Genomic DNA, 18,735 nt, shown 5'->3' on the forward strand with positions numbered 1-18,735 from the left:
TAAGTGGGAACGCAAAATGTGGCGTTGGTATTGCAGCGAAGATCTGACCGATAGTGCAACGACCAAAGAAGTTCACAATTTACTTCCCGAACAGCTCGTCTGCTTGATCCGCTGGAATAATGTGTCCGTTCATTTCGCCTACGACAAAGGCATCGGGGAAGCCCTTTTTCTGGATCGCAATGGTAGCATCATCAACAGCATGACGGTCTTTGAATGCACCATAGAAGTAACGTACACCACTGGGCGGAGTAGGGATCGCGGTAATATCACCCATACCGATCAATTTCTTCATCGTCTCCAATGGAACATCACCTATGAAGTTACCCACTTGGATCCGATAGCGGAGGACTTCAGGATTGATGATGCTCGGAGCAAGTGAACTCAGATCCTCCGGACCAGTGAGCTGTGCTCCTGCTTCAACGATCGATACACGTTTACCTTCTTTGAACGCCACAAGGAAGGCACCTTCAAAGCCTTTCAAAAGCATCTGGATCTTGTGTGCAGCAGCAATGTTGATATCGGTATACGATCCTGTGTAGTACCGTGTAAGACCATCATCGCCCTTCACCACAATAAGATCATTGATATCCTTGAATATATTATCCGAAAGTTTGTATCTGAATGCGCCTAGCTGAACACGGACCGTAACATTCCGGTTCACATCGCCTGCGCCCATTCCCTTCAATTTTTCCCTGTCCGATGCCGTTTCCTTGGAAACATCGATCAGCTTTCCATTCTCTTCGGCCATGACCAAGCTCTCGATGCCCATGCCTTTCAATTCCAGTTCACGGCGCAATGCCTCGGGGATAGCGTCGTAATTACCGACCACATAAAAGGTAGTGTCTCCGCGTTCGATCGTGCGAACATCAGGAATGCTCAATATCTTCTGGATGAGTTCTTCGCTTATGCCTTCGACCTTTGAACCCACTTTTACAACGTACACTCGTTTCGATGCGGCTTTTGGCGGCATTGGACCGAAAGATTCCCTCCGCGATGCAACGACATTCACCACACCGGAATCCAAGTAGGACAAGTGGCGTTGAAGGAATGCCTCATCAGTATAGGTCACACCTTTCACATCCACAAGAGCGCCTAGAGCGGAATCCGGTTCATCATCCAATTCGTCCGGTACACCATCCCCGTCCCGATCGCTAGGGCAGCCATGAATGTCCACTTGGAAACCAGTAGGTGTGTGTGGGCATATATCGTTCATGTCCAATACACCATCGGCGTCCTCGTCATCGTTCAATACGATAAGGTCCAACTCTTCCTTGGAGAGCGGAGTCATTTTCATTTTCTTCTTTTTCATTCGATCCATGGAAATACCATATCCGATGGAGAACGATGAGAAAAGGAATTTGTCATTCTTAGCATCACCTTTTCGATCTCCAAGGCTCGATGCCGTAATACCATCGACCTTATCATCGAAGGTGAAGTGCATGGTGGTTCCAATACGGAAGTCGAACCCTCCGCCCATGTCCAATCGAGCACCTACGCCGACAGGAACGGCCCACGTGCTTTCGCTGTATTTCCCAAAACCATCCACATTCTGTTCACGAACGTCGCTTTCATAAGAATAATCCCGTTGAATGATCACTGCGTCACCAGCGTTCGCTGCATTTTCTGCAACATCGCGTATGGTTCCATCACTCCAATAGTTGTACGACCTGCCTTGTGCATCATGTAGATCGGTCTTGGTGAGGAATTCCACGGATTCGAAACCAACTGAAATATACGGTTCAACTGCGTGGTCGTCGGGCAGAAGTTGAAGGAAATTATACTTCAATTGAAAACCACCAATGGTAACGCGAGACTCAAAGTTGATGTTCCGGAGCAGACTTCGTTCGTTCATTCCCAAACGCCCATGCATGGCGTAGAGACCTCCTTCAAGCCAAGGTGTCAGTGGTGCGGAAGCACGCAATTCATAACCCAAACGCGTTACCAATGGGTTATAATTCTTGTGGTCGTTGCCGACATCTCCATAAAACGCGAACATACCTATCCCTACTGCAATGTGAGGTTTAAGGCCAAGAATACCGGACCCGCTCGTTCCGGATTCCTCCACTTCTGTGACAGCTTCAGGCAACGAAGTAGTTGTACTGTCGGATTGTGCAACAACTGAAGTTGCGCTGAACAGGCAGACACCTATCCATAGCCCAAGACCCGCCAATTTTTGCGGGCCAATGAGGTTGCGTGGAGAACGGGGCATATGTTCCTGTTCAGTTGGTCATTACGATGCCCACTTCTGGTTGGAAAGCACCAATGCTTCCTGCACCGTTATGCGCTCACCATTGTTATATGCAGTTACGAATGGGCCGGGAAAGTTATTGCCTGCTTGAACATAGCTGTTGCGTTGATCGCGTGCATCTTTATATGCTGTGAAACTACCTGTTACATATTTGATCCATCCCTGATGGCGCTCCATGCTGTATGAACCCGAGAAATTATGCAGAACGCGGAAGTATGACCGGCTCACTTCCTTATGTCCCGCAATGATCTGCACTTTGAAGGTAATTCCTTTTTCAGGTGAAGGGATCGTACTACGTTCGGCAACAATAGGTTCCTGTGTTACTTCCGGACGCATTTCCTTTTCCGTTGCGGGCTCGGGGGTATCCGCAGTTTCCTGAGGTTGCGATGGTGTTATTGGGTCAACCTCAGGTGTTGGTACAGGTACATCGCTGGTCTCAACTGGATCAGGTGTCGGAATGTTCTCGGTTATTTCAGGTCCGTTCGCGATCAAAGCATCCGGACCGACCAAGAATTTTGTAGTTCCGGTCGTGCATTTCTGCGTTTCGTCATCCAACAAGTAACCGAACTCACCATCTATGCTGCGCTCACCCGTAACACCAGGATCATTGCTACGCAATTTGTATACGACGGTTACTTCGTTCTTAGCGGGTAAGTTCAGCCAAACGAATTTCAGGATACGGTCCTGGGTCGTAAAGATGGCATCCGCGCTGTTCTTTTCCACCGCTGAAAAGCCAGCAGGAATGACCTCTTGAAGTTTTCCGAAACCGCGGATGGCTCCTTTGATAATGGTGACCTCAACAAGCATTTCTTCAGCAGTAATGACCGTGACCTTGCGCTTGCTCGACACTTCGCCTTTGCCTTGCATTGGTGCCGTTCCAGCAGCATTGCTTACAACTGCAGCGTTTGGAACCGGAGGTGTTGTTTCAGGGACGGTCTGGTTCTGTGTTTTTGCAGCGGGCGTTGGTTGAGTAGTGCTGGCCGCAGGTTTTGTCACCGGAGGTATAGTAACCGCAGGTACAGGTTTCGATGCGGTTGGTGTTGGTGGGACTGGAACATTGGAAGGTGAAGGATCCACGGAAGGTGATGGCTCTGACTTCGAGGTACCGATCCCGATCATAGTGGAAGTTTCATCACCGACAACACCATGTTCAGCTTCTTCAGCTGCGTCCGTAACTTCTTCTGTGGAATTCGATGCGGGCTCCTCTGTGATCTGCGCTGCGCTGTAGGTGCCAAGATTGACCGTGGTCGTTGGGAGGTCGAATGTTTTGCGTTCGTTGTCCTCAATGTACGAGAAGCGGCCGATTATTGGTAAATTTCCAGAAGCTGATGGCTCCGCGGATAGGGTATAGGTCACCTTGAATGTTGGTGTGGAAGGCAGTGCCATCCATATGAATTTTGCTTTCTGATCCGCGAACGTGAACGATGCACCCTTGGTCTCGATCGCTGTTGCGGTCATTCCAACAGGTAGGTCCAGTTGGAGTTTCGCGAAACCATTCAGGTCACCCTTATTCACCGTTACCGTAACACGCACCTCGGTTCCCGGATCCATGGTTGATGGAATGTTCTGCGTGATACTGATATCACCGATCAGGAATGCATCGAATAATAGAACACCGATCAGATTGATGAAGAGTACGAGTTGATGGGCCATGTTGCGGTTGTATGGAATGCACGGAATGGACTCCTATGCTTGTGCCCAAAAGTATCGGCAGGGCGTTGGGCGATCAACCTAAGGTTCAAAGCAATACGAACAAGTTGGTGTTGATCTTGATGGATCGTTAATGCTGATCCATCTAAGGGATCCCATACGGATCACAGAGTCAGGTGAATATGATCGATCGCGATGCATGCAAAGCTCGAATTGATATTCCAGAACCAGCTCCCATTACAAGGAGGAACTTGTTCAAAGAGCAGACCGAAATAGATCACAGGGCCGATATTCTCGGACATTGCTACCGAATAATGTGGTGAGGAGCTCCGTCCACCGGAAAAGCGATCCGCATTGGACGAACAATTCAGAAATTCGGTTTCAGCATGTACTTGCTATAGAACGCGTTGATCGCTTTTACCGCGTCCTCGGGTTTGTCCACTACCGTGAATAGATCCAGGTCGGCCACGTTGATGTTGCCGTGTTGCTCGCCCATTGTTGCACGCATCCAATCGATAAGTCCTTGCCAGTATTTCTTTCCGACAAGGATGATCGGGAAGCGACCGATCTTTTGTGTTTGGATCAGCGTTAGTGCTTCAAATAGTTCATCCAATGTTCCGAAGCCACCAGGAAGTACAACGAAACCTTGCGAATATTTAGTGAACATCACTTTTCGCACAAAGAAGTAGTCGAAATCGAGACTCTTCTCCTTATCGATAAAAGGATTTGGTTCTTGCTCAAAGGGTAGATCAATGTTCAGACCAACACTTGTACCACCTCCGCGCTGTGCACCTTTATTGGCCGCTTCCATGATACCCGGGCCACCGCCAGTGATCACGCCGTAACCGTTGCCCGTTAATTGGAATGCGATCTCTTCTGCTAGTTTGTATGCGGCATGTTCCGGCTTGGTACGTGCGCTGCCGAATATGCTTACACATGGGCGGATCCGTTGCATGGCCTCAAAGCCCATCACGAATTCGCTCATTACTTTGAAGATCACCCAACTATCATTGGCCTTTATTTCGCTCCAGCCTTTGCGCTTGAATGCTTTCTTAATTCGTCGTTCGCTTTCTTCCAGCGCTTTAGGGGTCTTCTTGGTCATTGGTAGGTGCAGTATGCATGCACTAGGTTGCGCAGGCCAACAAGGATAGAAAAGAAGCGCGTACTGTAGAACGGGATAGTACGGTTCTTTTTCAACGGGTACGTACTGATCCAGGCCACGTCATTCGATTGAGCAAGGCAAATTCACGACCCCAATTACGCAATGGTCGAACGGTGCAAGAAGTGCGATCCACGTTATTCGCAAGGTGACCATTAAGCCAATTCTTTCTCGAGATAAGGTGCGGTATGTCCGCGACCCATCATCACTACTTCCTCCGGCGTACCTCGTGCTACAATTTGTCCACCACCTGCGCCACCTTCAGGACCCATGTCGATCAAGTGGTCCGCAATCTTGATGATGTCCATGTTGTGTTCGATCACGAGGACCGTATTCCCATGATCGACCAAGCGGTCCAGCACACGGATCAGTTGTTTCACATCATCGAAGTGCAAGCCGGTGGTCGGTTCATCGAGGATGTAGAATGTTCTACCGGTATCGCGTTTGCTGAGTTCCGTGGCGAGCTTTATACGCTGTGCTTCACCGCCACTGACAGTGGTACTGCTCTGTCCGAGCGTCACATATCCGAGGCCTACATCCAACAGTGTTCTAAGCTTCATGCCGATCTGTGGAATGTCCTGGAACACTTCCAAGGCTTCTTCAACCGGCATAGCGAGTACATCCGCTATGCTCTTTCCTTTGTACCGTACTTCCAATGTTTCACGGTCATAGCGCTTACCACGGCACGTTTCGCAGGGCACACTGACATCGGGTAGGAAGTTCATTTCGATTAAGCGTACACCGGCGCCTTTGCATGTTTCGCATCGGCCGCCGACGGTATTGAAGCTGAAGCGACCAGCCTTGTATCCTCTGATCTTGGCACTGGGCAAACGCGCATACAATTCACGAATATGATCGAACAGACCTGTATACGTAGCGGGGTTGCTCCGTGGCGTGCGACCGATCGGACTCTGGTCCACTTCGATCACTTTGTCGATGTGTTCCATTCCTTCGATCTTCTTGTATTCCAAAGGATGGTTGGTACTGCGATAAAAGTGTTTACTGAGAATAGGGTAGAGCGTATCACCTATCAGCGTGCTCTTTCCACTTCCGCTGACACCTGTAACGCAGATCAGTTTGCCAAGCGGAAGCTCCACATCAATATCCTTCAGGTTATTGCCATTCGCACCGCGTAGAATGATGCGTTCACCGTTCCCTTTACGTCGTTCCTTTGGCACCTCGATCCGCAATTCATTGCGTAAGTATTGGGCAGTTATACTATCACCCTTGGCCAGTGTGTGTGGATGACCTTCAGCCATGATCCGGCCACCGTGCTCGCCGGCGCCAGGGCCGATGTCGATGAGGTGATCGGAGCTCATCATCATTTCCTTGTCGTGTTCAACCACGATCACACTGTTACCTCCGTCCCTCAGATTACGTAACGATCCGATCAGCCGCTGATCATCGCGTTGGTGCAAGCCGATGCTTGGTTCATCCAGAATGTACAGCACACCTGTGAGCTGGCTGCCTATCTGTGTAGCAAGTCGAATGCGTTGCGCTTCACCTCCGGAAAGGGAGCGGGAGCTTCGGTCCAGCGTGAGGTAATCCAATCCCACATCCAATAAAAAACCACTGCGCGCAGTGATCTCTTTCACCGCTTCGCGCGCTATCAAGGCACTTTTCTCATCCAAGCGTTCGATCAGACCTTCCATGAAACCATGCAGGTCGGCAATGCTCATATTGGCCAGCTCTGAAATATTCTTATCCCCTAGGCGGAAGTACAACGACGTTTTCTTCAAACGCGTGCTTTCGCAGACCGGACAATCCACCATGTGCGTGAAGCTGGCTGCCCATTTCTGTGCACCTTTCGTACCCGTATCGCTTTGTTCCAGGATGAAAGGAATTATGCCCTCGAACTGCACATTCCGATCGCTGAGTCCAATGCTGCTCGTCACTTTCAGCGGTTCGTCCATGCCGTTCAACAAAGCGGTCAGCACGTTATCCTCCATCTCCTCAAGAGGTGTGTTGATGTCATGTCCGAAGGTCTTAATAACGGCTTCGATCTGCTTGAATATCCAACTGTTCTTATAACTACCAAGGGGAGAGATCGCACCGCGCTTCACACTTTTGCTCCTGTCGGGAACGATCTTGTCCAATGCGACCTCGGTTACTTGGCCTAATCCGTTACACCGTGGGCATGCACCATAAGGTGAATTGAAACTGAAGAGATTTGGTTCGGGTTCCTCATAAGCAATGCCGCTGGTAGGGCACATCAGGTGACGGCTTAGATAGCGTGCTTCATTGGTGTGCACATACACCACCATAAGATTTCCCTTCCCGTACTTCAAAGCAGTGTTGCACGTTTCATTCAAGCGTTTTCGGTCGCTATCCTTGACCTTCAAGCAATCGATCACGAGTTCAATGTCGTGCACTTTGTATCTATCAAGGCGCGGACGGCTAGTGAGTTCGATCACCACTCCATCTACACGTGTGCGAAGAAAACCTTGGCGTAGGAATTGTTCGAAGAGTTCGCGGTAATGTCCTTTTCTACCACGTATCACGGGTGCAAGGATCAATACTTCCTTTCCGGAATGCTCCGCACTGATGAGGTCCGTTATCTGCTTATCAGTGTAACGTACCATTGGTTCTCCGGTCTCATAGCTGTATGCAATGGCAACACGTGCAAAGAGTAAACGGAGGAGGTCGTAGATCTCTGTTATGGTCCCCACTGTACTACGCGGGTTGCGACTGATCGTTTTCTGTTCGATCGCGATCACCGGGCTCAGACCTGTTATCAGATCAACATCGGGTCGCTCAATGCCACCGAGGAATTGTCGTGCATAAGCATTGAACGTTTCAATATAGCGACGCTGACCTTCGGCGTGAATGGTATCGAATGCCAACGAACTTTTACCACTTCCACTAAGACCTGTTATCACAACGAGCTTATCGCGTGGAATGCGCACATCGATGTTCTTGAGATTGTGGACGCGTGCACCGAGAACTTCAATGAATTCGTCTTGTGCTTCGGTAAGGTCAGGAGCGCTCGGCTCGATCAACGGGATGTTCTTCAAAACGAGAATTACAACTGGGGAAGCGCGAAGTTACTCCGCTCCGCCTTCATCGAACCCTTTGCCGGGAAGAAGCACTTTGTATGCCTTGCCGTTCTGATTCGCTAAGCGGGAGTCACGCAGCCAAGGATTCAGCAGTTTCAAAGTGCGGTAGTCCGTTTCGTTGTCGATGGCGAATTGAGCTAGGTCATCCACTGCTCCATTGATCTCCAGTACACGTGTCCTGTAAGGCTGGTAAAGGTCTTTTGCGCGTAAATGGAAGCCGTAACGCTCAGGATCCTGCAACACTTCTTTCATCGCTAGCATCCGGAACACGTACCGCGAGGTCTCGTCATTCAACTGCAGATTGAAATAACTGTCTTGTTTTTGACGGCCCAATTGTTTGTCGACACCACCTACTCCTAGGTTGTACGATGCAGCCGCCAACGCCCAGTTCCCATAGCGTTTGTATGAGGCTTTCAGATATTTACAAGCGGCAATGGTGCTTTTCTCCATGTCGTAACGTTCATCCACCTCGCCACTGATCTCCAGACCGTACAATGTACCGGTCTCTTTCATGAACTGCCAATAACCAGTTGCTCCTGCAGGTGATACTACGTTGGCCAATCCGCTTTCGATCACGGAGAGGTACTTCATGTCCTCAGGAACACCTTCGCGCTTCAGGATCTCTTCGATCAACGGGAACCACCGGTTCGCTCGTTTATGGGCGATCAATGTGCTGCTCTGCCAATACGTATTGATCAATAGTTCTCTATCCAATCGTTCACGTACATCAAGCCGTTCCATTGGAACTTTTTCGCCACAGAATTCGAGTTGATCGGGAATGGTCAGGGAGAACACCTTGTAGTTATCATTGAATAGCCGTTGGTGCTCCAGGTCGCTATCTGACACAGTGGTGGAAAAAGTAAGCCAGTGTATGCAAAGACCTCCGCCCAACAATACCAAGGTGATCAGGGTCACGCGAGCAAGATGAGTTAATGTTCCAGTAGCTGATCGCATGGGTATTATGCTGGCCGGGTTCTTTTCGTAAGAATGAAGAAGGGGACGAAAACGGCCAGTGCGTAAAGAACGAATAGTCCGGTATACAAATTTTCCCAGACCGGAATAAATTTGAACATGACCAGGATAAGAAACCCGTTCAGCATGGAGATGCCAATGAACGTAAAGGCCACTTTGGCATCGCTCAACCCAGCATAGCTCAAGTGATGTGTCGTGTGATCACGTCCGCCAACGAATGGGGAAGTACCCTTCGCCAATCTGTTGAATGAAACAATAGTGGTATCCACAATGGGTAAGAGGAAAGCGATCAAGGGTGCTATCAGTTGACGAGCCGGTTCCCATTCACCTTCTGAAGAAACTGCGTTCCAGAAAAATCGGATCCCGACAAATGCGAGAAAAACACCGAGCAATTGACTTCCGGTGTCTCCCATGAACATCCTTGATGGGTTCCAATTGAAGTAGAGAAATCCGCAGAGTGATGCCATCAGACCGATCATCAGGACCATATAGACGGGTTCCAATGGTCCAATTACGAGTTGCACGATCAGTCCAGCGACCAGTATGCCGATGCTGACCACAGTGGTTATTCCATCCATATTGTCCAGCATGTTGATGGAGTTCATCATGCCAACCACCCAGATCAATGTCAGTGCGATATTGAACCATCGTGTTTCGAATACGTCGATGCATGTACCTGAAGCGATCAGGATCACACCACAGCAAAGTTGTGCGACCAATTTCAGAAGCGGGTTCGTGTTGTACGCATCATCCGCGAGGCCCATAATGAAACCCAAAGAAGTAGCGGCAAGAAGACCGAGCAGATCGGGCCTCAATGCAGTGAGGGTCATTTCGGGGAAAAGAACACCGTGCAATGTAAAGCTCACAAGGAACAAGATGAAGAAGCCGATACCCCCGAAGGCCGGTTTCGCACTTGCGCTCCATCGTTCCATGGCTTGGTTCTGCTCGCGGATCCCCAGATTGCGTGCGAAGCGCATAAAGACCGAGTTGATCATAAGGCTGAATACCAAAGCCGCGAAGAAGAGGCCGGTGTAGATCAGGAATTGTTGTGTGGGGCTGTACATCATTGCACTGCGTTGTTACCCCCAGTTGCCTTTGAACGGCGTTCCAACTGCATCCTTTTCGCTGATGATAGGATCTGTTACGTCCCAATCTATTGCAAGGTCAGTATCATTCCATTGGATGGTTCTTTCCGCGGCTTTATTGTACTGAGCCGAACACTTATATGCGAATACGGTATTATTCTCCAATGCAACGAAGCCATGTGCGAATCCAGGAGGTATCCAGAACATCCGTTTGCTCATACTATCCAATCGGATATTCACATGTTGCCCATAAGTTGTGCTGTTCTTCCTGATATCCACCGCTACATCGAGCACAGCGCCTTGCACCACCCGCACCAGTTTACCTTGCGCATGGGGCTCTGCTTGGAAGTGCAATCCTCGAAGTACGTTTTTTTTCGAAAGGCTTTCGTTGTCCTGCACGAAATCCACTTCCAGACCTGTAGCCTCCTTGAATGCCACGATATTGAACGTTTCAAGGAAATGACCACGCGGATCGCTGAAGATCCTGGGCGTTAAGAGCAGAAGCCCATCCAGTGCAGTTCTTTGTACATCCCACATTATCGTCCGAGGAGCCAGTTCAAGAAACCTTTTTGTTGGGAGGTGCTTTTCTCTTCGTAGTAACCGCCGCCATACCCTTGGCCAGTTCCATAGCCGTACCCGTAGCCGTACCCATAGCCGTAGTTGTAACCGTATTTGTTACGATCAATATCCACACCGTTCAATATGGTGCTCAATCGCTTGATGTTGTTCTCATTGATCAATCGGTCCACGTTCTGAACGAATTGTTTCTTGCTGTAATCCGAACGGAAAATGTAGATCGGGTACTCCGCTCGTTGGATCATTGGTATGCCATCAGTGACCAGCCCTACAGGCGGATTGTCTATCAGTATAACGTCATAGGTTTCTTTCAACGTCTCTAACAACTCGTCCATTCGTGGGCTGATAATAAGTTCCGAAGGATTCGGTGGGATCGGTCCAGCGGTTATGAAGTCAAGACCCTCCAAAGAACTGTGCTGGATGCAGTTCTCCAGATCATCCTTTCCGATAAGCAAGGTGCTCATACCTTTGATATTCTCGACACCAAATCCGAGGTGGATCTTGGGTTTTCGCATATCGAGATCGAGAATGATCACACGCTTTCCACCAAATGAAATTATACCAGCAAGGTTTATGGCCACGAATGTTTTTCCCTCACCGGAGATCGTACTTGTAATGGCTATTATCTTAGGCCCCGGTGTGTTGTCAACGAATTGAAGATTTGTACGAACACTTCGGAATGACTCCGCAATAAGTGATTTGGGATTCTTATCAATGAGCAATTGGCTAATGGGTATTTCCTTTTTGTACTTCGGGATCATACCAAGTATTCCTATGCTGGCGTTGGAGAGTTTGGCAATATCGTGAAGGGTCGTAATGTTATCATGGAGGATATAGCGGACGAGCACAATGAGAAAGCTCAGGATCAGTCCGGTGGCCAGGTATGAGGTAAAGATCACGTTACGTTTAGGGCTTACCGGATCATTGGCAAGGTTAGCGTTCTCAAGGATCCTGTTCTCCGCAACGAAGCCGGCCTTACTTATTCGATACTCGACTTCTTTCTCCAGCAATTGAGTGTAATACTTCTCGTTGATGTTGAAGATCCTTTCCACGCTCGCATATTCCAATTCTTTTTCGGGAAGCGAGAGGAATTCACTCTCGAAATGGCGAAGGTGTTGATCCAGCTCTTGCATACGGTCCACTGCCCGCGATCGGATCGTAGTGATCGTCTCAATGACTACACGTTTTTGAACCTCGATCTGGTGTTCAAGGCTCATGACGCTCAAGTTCTGATCGGTGGCTTCCAGATACATGGCCGTTCGTCCATTCAATAACTTTTGCATGTCGTCGATCAGCCCTTTCAGCGAGCCTTCGTACTGTGTACCGATCAATAGCGGAACAAGGTCGTACGCATTGATCTCCGGCATAGGTTTATCAGTTGCGATCTTGATCTGTTCCAAAAGCGCAATGTCCATGGAAAGGTTGGCCATTTCATCCTCGTATGCCCGTCTGCGTTCCAGGTATATGGGCGTTAATTGCTCAACGTTCGCCACATTGTTCTTCATTTTGAAATCCTGAAGTCTGGATTCGGATTGGCTTAGTTCATTGAATACTGTATCCTTTTGGCTACTGATGAATTGGATAATGTTCTCAGCACTTTCACTCTGGCGCTCAACATCATATATGATGAAGGCCTCTACCATGGCTTGTACCAGGTCCCTTGCTAGGATCCGGTTCTCGTCCCTGCAAGAGACAACGACCGTTTTTGCATTTGCATCCGCGATCTGCACTTGAACGGAGGCAACAAATCTGGAGATCAATGATCCTGTGGAATTGATCCGCATGAAAAGCGCTGATCGGATATCACCATCATCTGCATAATCAGGGTCAGATAGTCTAATGATGCAACTGAAATGTGGCGTTCGGACGATCTGTTGCCTTGCAACATCGAAATTGAAGGTTTCCTCACCGATCGAGTAGCTCAGAAGGATCCGATCCGTATTGGCAAAATTCAGGAAGATCGGTATATCACGGATCTTTTCGTTCAGCACGGTCAGCTGCTCAACCTTAAAGAACGAACGGGTGTAGAACTCCTCAGTAAGGATCTGGCCGCGATTGAAGTAGCTGACTTCCATCGGCATTTTCTTGATCACCCTGGCCATGAAGAAAGCTGAACGCATCAGTTCCACGTCGGCCAACAGATTATTGTCCTCTCCGAAGGTGGACATTTCAAGAACTTGCTTTGCGGTATTGCTCGCCCGAAGCTGAACAATAGCCTTGGATTCATAGATCGGAGCAGTATATCGTAGGTAGACGAGTGCTGCGGCCAACGCTGTTAGCACACATAAAAAGATCCAAAGCAGACTGCGGCGAACAATGAAAAGGAACAACCCCAGCTCGAACTCATTGCTGAAATTCGTGATGCGCTCCTTGTAGCTCTCAATGTTGAGATTACGTTGGCTGGAATCGTCGGCTAACATGCGCTCAGCCTTATTTGAATCCTCTAACGATGCCGATCACAAGAACTATGCTTGTAAGAAGCGTGATTATGGGAGTAAGGTCAGATAGTGCTTCTCGTGCTAATTCAGGGGTCGGTTGCACATAAACAACGTCATCCCCCTGCATTACGATATCAGCATATTTGAGACCCTCGATAGTGGACATGTCGAAGGAATAGACATCACGGCCACCTCCATCTTTCTGCAATCGGAAGAGTTTTACTTTACGTGCATCTCCTCGTTTGTTTAATCCACCGGCCTGGCCAAGGACCTCGAGCAATGTGGTGTTATTATTATCCAAGCTTACTATCCGGGCATCTCCACCACCGCCTGGGAATACCACGACACGTCTGTTCACCACAATTAACTGCACGAAGGGCTTTTTGTAATAGACCTTGAAAAGGTCCTCGAGCATGGATTCCGCCTCACGAGGTGATAGACCATTGACCTTTGTAATGCCTATAAGTGGAAATTTAGCATTCCCATTCTCATCAACATTGTAGTTGAATTGGATCTTGGATAGGATCTGCGCATCCCGCGACGCACCCTCAGAGACCAGGTCGATTATCTTGAATCCGTCGTTGGCGAACAAGCGGAACTGAAGAATATCATTGGGTTGGATCTTTAGAGGTGCTTTGGCAGAATCAGCGAATGCGTCATACACCTGATCGGTGGATGTCTTGAACATGATATCGCGGTTGATCGTGCAACCAGAAAGCAACGCTAATAGCGCGAGCGCAGTTAGCCAGTGGGTTCGTATGGACCGGGTCATAGGTGGGCAAAAGTAACCAACCCTAGTGGCTGGATCAAATAGGGATGAATGAAGAATGAACAAGAGGCAACGGAAAGGTGATCCCAACGTTAATACTTAGTTGTTCAGTAGCGTGTCGTACATGCGTGCCGTATCCGCTACAAGGCGCGTGTAATGGTACTTTTCACGAACATGATCCCACCCTTCGGCTGCCATGCGTTTGCGCAGTCCTTCATCTTCAACAAGCTGTAATAGACTGTCTGTAAGGCCATTTGCATCACCGCTGTCATGCAGGAATCCGGTTTTTCCTTGTACCACAACGTTCTCGATCCCGCCAACATTGGTGCTGATCACGGGGAGATTTGCCGCTTGTGCCTCAATAAGGCTCACCGGGGTCCCTTCATTCAAGGAAGTAAGCATCATGATGTCAAGACCGGCCGTAACGATATCCACTTCCTTGATCCAAGACGTGAATGTTATGGAAGCCCTGTCCACTGCGGGTTTTCCGTTAACTCCGTGGCCGAAACCATGTCCATTGAAATACGGTCCGTTAACCTGGGAAAGACCCATTTCCTGGACTGACTGCTGAAGGCGTTCACGCTCCTCTCCGTCCCCAACAACAAATGCGCGCACTTTCTTACCGGTGCGTCTTTCCATACGCGCTATCACATCAATGAAGAGGTCATGGTTCTTGATAGGAACCAAGCGTCCAACGATCCCGATAGCGATCTCGTCTGCGGCAATGCCATAAACATGGCGGAACAAGGCGCGCTTCTTTTCGCGGTCATCCTGAAATCGGCTAAGGTCGAACCCGAGCGGTATCACATTCACTTTTTCAGCTTTACATATCCTGTGCTCATCAACGAGTTCAGTCTTTTGAAGCTCACTGATAGCAACTATGCTAGAGGACCTATTCGCCAGAAAGCGCTCGATGTTCTTATACATAGCAGTTCTTACCGGACCGAAGTAGCTATGGAAAACGTGGCCATGGAAGGTGTGAACAATGGCCTTCACGCCCATGTCGGCTGCCGCCATGCGTCCCACTGCGCCTGCTTTTGCGGCATGGGTATGTACAATATCCGGTTTGAATTCTTTGATCAACTCTTTGATCCGTCGGTATGCACCACGATCGCGCCATGGTGCTACTTCCCGCTGCAATTCCGGTAAGATCACGGGTTTTACACCGATCGCATCCAGGATGTGATGGCTCCCTTCTTCCGTATCCTCTTGACTACCGCCAACAAGTAATGTTTCGTATTCCGCTGGCATATAGCGGGATAGATAGGCGGCATTGTAGGTTGGCCCACCGAGATTGAATCGGTTGATTATTCGAAGAACCTTAGGCATTGTTGAGCATCTGGTGATAAAAGTAGGTCAATGGGCTATTGGATCGGATCCGCATCTCAAGCAGTAAGACGCAAAAGATGATATTGGTTGCCTACTTAGGTGATCATACTGGACTTTAATAGCAGGTCGGAGCTTAGCCATCGTTTCCATGCTGAATTTCCTGGCACACTATCGATCCACTTTGCAATAACAATTGCTGGCTTCGGTAGCACACGAGAAAAGGGGAACACGGTTTGGTTAAGCAAGTGAAGTTCAGGTGAATTGAAATAACGACCAACGGCTCCTTTAGCGATCGCCGCAGAGCGAGGATAGATAGGTACACCGCTTGTCATTACCTTATTCTTTTTACCGGTCAAGGCCAAAAAGGGCTTCGCCAAATTGCGCATCCAAAGATCCAAGGCATGGGAATTAGTGAATGACACAATGACCTGTCCGTTCGGTTTAAGACTTTTCGCAATAAATGCTAGGTTCTTCTCCAATTCTTCATCATCCATATAGGTCGTAACGCCTAGCATGGTGATCAGGTCGAACTTTTTGGTGCTGAAGTGATTGTCATAACCGTGCCCAACGAATTTGTGATCGTTCGGCACCCTGCTTTGGGCGAGCATGCCTCCAGAAATATCGGTCGCAAAAAAGCGGGTGGTAGGCCAACGGCTGATCACCTCATCATAGAGATCACCTGTGCCTGAACCGATGTCCAGAACATCCTTATCCGAAAGGTCCAGCCCCTGGAGGGTTTTCTGCAACCTTTGGTTAAAAAAGTAATGGTGGAAAGCGCTTTTTTTGCCGTACTTCTCCTTGTATCGATCAGAAACACTGTCGAAGAACTTCGAGGCAAGAGTGCTGTCCTTGGTCAAAATGAGTTGTAACGATCGTGTTAGAAAAGCAACGGTGATCGCGCTGATAATAAAAAGCAGCGCGCATTAGTAGGTTGGCCTTCCATAATAACGTGAAAGGACCTGATCTACAGGTGTATCACTTCGCCATAAGCAGCCGCTGCAGCTTCCATGATCGCCTCGCTCATAGTAGGGTGAGGATGAACGGTCTTAATGATCTCGTGTCCAGTGGTCTCGAGTTTCCGGATGCTAACGCACTCCGCGATCATTTCGGTAACATTCATGCCGATCATGTGTGCGCCTAGAAGCTCACCGTACTTGGCATCAAAGATCAATTTAACGAAACCGTCCTTTGCGCCGGCAGCACTTGCTTTACCGCTGGCCATGAAGGGGAACTTGCCTATTTTGATATCAAGTCCTTTTTCTTTCGCCTGTTTCTCGGTCATTCCCACGCTGGCAACTTCAGGACTACAATAAGTACATCCGGGAATATTGTTGTAGTCCAGCTTTTGCGGGTTCTTTCCTGCGATCTGCTCTACGCAGATGATTCCTTCAGCACTAGCTACGTGGGCCAGTGCTTGGCCTGGGGTAACATCTCCAATGGCATAGTAACCGGGCATGTTCGTGGCATAGAAGTCATCCACTTTGATCTTCCCTTTATCGGTAACAATTCCGATCTCCTGAAGGCCGAAACCCTCAATATTGGGTGTGATCCCTACTGCGCTCAGCACGATATCGCATTCAATGGTCTGCTCACCTTTTGGGGTCTTCACGGTCACCTTGCATCCTTTACCGCTGGTATCCACTTTGGTCACTTCGGAAGAGGTCATTACCTCGATCCCTTGTTTCTTGAAGCTTTTTTCCAGTTGCTTGCTCACATCTTCATCTTCCACGGGAACCACGTTCGGAAGAAACTCTATTAGGGTAACTTTAGTACCTAGCGCGTTATAGAAATAAGCAAACTCGCTACCTATTGCACCGCTGCCAACAACAACCATGCTCTTGGGTTGCTCAGGCAGAACCATGGCATCACGGTAACCAATGATCTTCTTCCCATCCTGTTTCAACGCAGGCAGTTCGCGGCTACGCGCACCGGTCGCGATGATGACATTCTTACCCTCAACGGTCTGGGTTTTGCCATCCGCACCTTTCACATCGATCTTCTTCCCGGGTTTCAGTGTACCCGTACCCATGATCACATCGATCTTGTTCTTTTTCATCAAGAATTGCACGCCACTGCTCATGCCTTTTGCTACATCGCGGCTGCGGGCAACGATCGCTGGAAAGTCCGCTTTCGGTGAGCCTACGGTAATGCCATAATCCTTTGCATGGTTAATGTATTCGAACACATTCGCACTTTTCAGTAGTGCTTTAGTAGGAATACAGCCCCAGTTCAGGCAGATACCGCCAAGTGCTTCTTTCTCAACAATAGCGGTCTTGAGTCCAAGTTGGCTGGCACGGATAGCAGCAACATAGCCACCAGGGCCACTGCCGAGAACGATCAGGTCATAGGTCATAGGAAGAATGGAATATGCGGTTGTCTTGTTCTAATTAGACTTCGGGAAATGCCCCGGATCATCCTTCGAAGTAGATGACCGGGAAATGAGGTCAACTCTCCGAAAGTGGGTGCGAAGTTAGCGATCGCGGATAACCACGCAGCTCGTTCGTGAAAGCCATTGATCTTATAACGTCCTATCTATTGTTAGCAGCTATTTTCGCCGCCATGGAGGAAGGTAAACTTGGTCATGGGAACAAAAAGGCACCCCTATTGAAGCAACTCCTTACGGTCAGCTTCATGAACATTGGCGCATTTGTGGTTTTCTATAGCATCGGGATGATCGGAATGCTAGGTATCAAGCAACTCACATTCGATGAATTCGTGGGAACAATTGAACCCCAGATCGAATTGATGGGAGGCTATGATGCGCTTCCCGGTATTGAACAATTAACCCACTTGATCTATGACCACGGGGCAATGCTGATGGCGCTCTTACTGCTACGCACCGTGGTTCGCGGCATTGGTGCTTATCTCATTTATAAAGGACGAAAGAACGGTTTCATGGTTTACGCCATTGCTCAATTGGTGGGCATATTTCTCCCGCATATCGTATTACCGTGGGTGTATCTTGGCTTTTTCGGACCGCTGTCCTCCGTATCCATGACGGCATTGTATGGCTCCATTCTGCGCCCCAAAAAGGTAGACTGAATCAGGTCAGTCCGGTTATCCGGATATTGCAATACCGCTTATTTCCACGTTCACATTTCGCGGTAGACCTTTCACGGCAACTGCTTCCCGTGCAGGAGGTACATCATCGAAATAACGTGCATACACGTCGTTCACAGCGGCATAATGGTCCATGTTGCTCAAGAAGATGGTCACCTTCACCAAATGTTCGAAACCGAGTCCGGCTTCTTTCAAAAGGGCGCGAACATTTTCCATTACCTGCTCAGTTTCTTCCGCGATGCTGTTCATACGCAAGTCCCCTGTTCCAGGGTCCAACGCGATCTGTCCGCTCAGGAATACGAAACCACCTGCGGCAATTGCAGGTGTATAGGGTGCAATGGGTTTTGCAGCGTTCGGGGGTAGTATTGGGGTTTTCATTTAACAAAGATGGTG

15 protein-coding genes are annotated in these 18,735 nt (G+C 48.9%); 1 reads left to right on the top strand and 14 read right to left on the bottom strand.

Features of this window, described 5'->3' with window-relative positions; genetic code table 11:
• Positions 1 to 79: 79 nt before the first annotated feature.
• The 13 genes from IPF95_11925 to lpdA form a co-directional block, all read right to left on the bottom strand.
• Positions 80 to 2,209 (bottom strand): hypothetical protein, encoded by a 2,130-nt coding sequence (locus IPF95_11925; GenBank protein ID MBK6475394.1) that lies wholly within the window; start codon positions 2,207 to 2,209, stop codon positions 80 to 82.
• A gap of 21 nt (positions 2,210 to 2,230) precedes the next feature.
• Positions 2,231 to 3,901, bottom strand: coding sequence for a hypothetical protein (locus IPF95_11930; protein MBK6475395.1), 1,671 nt, complete (start codon positions 3,899 to 3,901; stop codon positions 2,231 to 2,233).
• Positions 3,902 to 4,062: 161 nt separating this feature from the next.
• Complete coding sequence (locus IPF95_11935) at positions 4,063 to 4,200, bottom strand: hypothetical protein (protein MBK6475396.1); 138 nt, start codon at positions 4,198 to 4,200, stop codon at positions 4,063 to 4,065.
• Positions 4,201 to 4,265: 65 nt separating this feature from the next.
• Positions 4,266 to 5,000, bottom strand: coding sequence for a TIGR00730 family Rossman fold protein (locus IPF95_11940; protein ID MBK6475397.1), 735 nt, complete (start codon positions 4,998 to 5,000; stop codon positions 4,266 to 4,268).
• A gap of 212 nt (positions 5,001 to 5,212) precedes the next feature.
• Positions 5,213 to 8,053, bottom strand: a complete 2,841-nt coding sequence (gene uvrA, locus IPF95_11945) for an excinuclease ABC subunit UvrA (GenBank protein ID MBK6475398.1) — start codon at positions 8,051 to 8,053, stop codon at positions 5,213 to 5,215.
• A 48-nt stretch (positions 8,054 to 8,101) separates the two neighbouring features.
• Positions 8,102 to 9,028, bottom strand: coding sequence for a transglycosylase SLT domain-containing protein (locus tag IPF95_11950; GenBank protein MBK6475399.1), 927 nt, complete (start codon positions 9,026 to 9,028; stop codon positions 8,102 to 8,104).
• 44 nt (positions 9,029 to 9,072) lie between these two features.
• Positions 9,073 to 10,152 (bottom strand): undecaprenyl/decaprenyl-phosphate alpha-N-acetylglucosaminyl 1-phosphate transferase, encoded by a 1,080-nt coding sequence (locus IPF95_11955; protein ID MBK6475400.1) that lies wholly within the window; start codon positions 10,150 to 10,152, stop codon positions 9,073 to 9,075.
• Between the two features lie 12 nt (positions 10,153 to 10,164).
• Positions 10,165 to 10,707 (bottom strand): dTDP-4-dehydrorhamnose 3,5-epimerase, encoded by a 543-nt coding sequence (gene rfbC, locus IPF95_11960; protein MBK6475401.1) that lies wholly within the window; start codon positions 10,705 to 10,707, stop codon positions 10,165 to 10,167.
• A complete protein-coding gene (locus tag IPF95_11965; GenBank protein ID MBK6475402.1) occupies positions 10,707 to 13,166 on the bottom strand; it encodes a polysaccharide biosynthesis tyrosine autokinase in 2,460 nt (819 codons plus the stop codon). The genes rfbC and IPF95_11965 overlap by 1 nt, the downstream gene beginning before the upstream one ends.
• Positions 13,167 to 13,176: 10 nt before the next feature.
• Positions 13,177 to 13,956 carry a polysaccharide biosynthesis/export family protein gene (locus tag IPF95_11970; GenBank protein ID MBK6475403.1) on the bottom strand — a complete coding sequence of 260 codons (780 nt, stop codon included), beginning with the start codon at positions 13,954 to 13,956 and terminating at the stop codon, positions 13,177 to 13,179.
• A 96-nt stretch (positions 13,957 to 14,052) separates the two neighbouring features.
• Positions 14,053 to 15,282 carry a glycosyltransferase gene (locus tag IPF95_11975; protein MBK6475404.1) on the bottom strand — a complete coding sequence of 410 codons (1,230 nt, stop codon included), beginning with the start codon at positions 15,280 to 15,282 and terminating at the stop codon, positions 14,053 to 14,055.
• A 95-nt stretch (positions 15,283 to 15,377) separates the two neighbouring features.
• A complete protein-coding gene (locus IPF95_11980; protein ID MBK6475405.1) occupies positions 15,378 to 16,028 on the bottom strand; it encodes a class I SAM-dependent methyltransferase in 651 nt (216 codons plus the stop codon).
• A gap of 218 nt (positions 16,029 to 16,246) precedes the next feature.
• Positions 16,247 to 17,635, bottom strand: a complete 1,389-nt coding sequence (gene lpdA / locus IPF95_11985) for a dihydrolipoyl dehydrogenase (protein ID MBK6475406.1) — start codon at positions 17,633 to 17,635, stop codon at positions 16,247 to 16,249.
• A 206-nt stretch (positions 17,636 to 17,841) separates the two neighbouring features.
• On the opposite strand from lpdA, the gene IPF95_11990 reads away from it, so the two are divergent.
• Positions 17,842 to 18,324, top strand: coding sequence for a hypothetical protein (locus IPF95_11990; protein ID MBK6475407.1), 483 nt, complete (start codon positions 17,842 to 17,844; stop codon positions 18,322 to 18,324).
• 15 nt (positions 18,325 to 18,339) lie between these two features.
• Here the strand turns inward: IPF95_11990 and IPF95_11995 are convergent, their stop codons facing one another.
• Positions 18,340 to 18,720, bottom strand: coding sequence for a RidA family protein (locus IPF95_11995; GenBank protein MBK6475408.1), 381 nt, complete (start codon positions 18,718 to 18,720; stop codon positions 18,340 to 18,342).
• Positions 18,721 to 18,735: the final 15 nt, after the last annotated feature.

The organism is Flavobacteriales bacterium, from assembly GCA_016704485.1.
Taxonomy (GTDB): Bacteria; Bacteroidota; Bacteroidia; order Flavobacteriales_F; family PHOS-HE28; genus PHOS-HE28.

Coding starts and splice junctions, on each gene's coding strand:
- IPF95_11965 (MBK6475402.1), bottom strand. CDS start 13,166: ATGTTAGCCGACGATTCCAGCCAACGTAATCTCAACATTGAGAGCTAC.
- rfbC (MBK6475401.1), bottom strand. CDS start 10,707: ATGTGGGATGTACAAAGAACTGCACTGGATGGGCTTCTGCTCTTAACG.
- lpdA (MBK6475406.1), bottom strand. CDS start 17,635: ATGACCTATGACCTGATCGTTCTCGGCAGTGGCCCTGGTGGCTATGTT.
- IPF95_11970 (MBK6475403.1), bottom strand. CDS start 13,956: ATGACCCGGTCCATACGAACCCACTGGCTAACTGCGCTCGCGCTATTA.
- IPF95_11930 (MBK6475395.1), bottom strand. CDS start 3,901: ATGGCCCATCAACTCGTACTCTTCATCAATCTGATCGGTGTTCTATTA.
- IPF95_11995 (MBK6475408.1), bottom strand. CDS start 18,720: ATGAAAACCCCAATACTACCCCCGAACGCTGCAAAACCCATTGCACCC.
- IPF95_11955 (MBK6475400.1), bottom strand. CDS start 10,152: ATGATGTACAGCCCCACACAACAATTCCTGATCTACACCGGCCTCTTC.
- IPF95_11990 (MBK6475407.1), top strand. CDS start 17,842: ATGGAGGAAGGTAAACTTGGTCATGGGAACAAAAAGGCACCCCTATTG.
- IPF95_11940 (MBK6475397.1), bottom strand. CDS start 5,000: ATGACCAAGAAGACCCCTAAAGCGCTGGAAGAAAGCGAACGACGAATT.
- IPF95_11975 (MBK6475404.1), bottom strand. CDS start 15,282: ATGCCTAAGGTTCTTCGAATAATCAACCGATTCAATCTCGGTGGGCCA.
- IPF95_11935 (MBK6475396.1), bottom strand. CDS start 4,200: ATGTCCGAGAATATCGGCCCTGTGATCTATTTCGGTCTGCTCTTTGAA.
- IPF95_11925 (MBK6475394.1), bottom strand. CDS start 2,209: ATGCCCCGTTCTCCACGCAACCTCATTGGCCCGCAAAAATTGGCGGGT.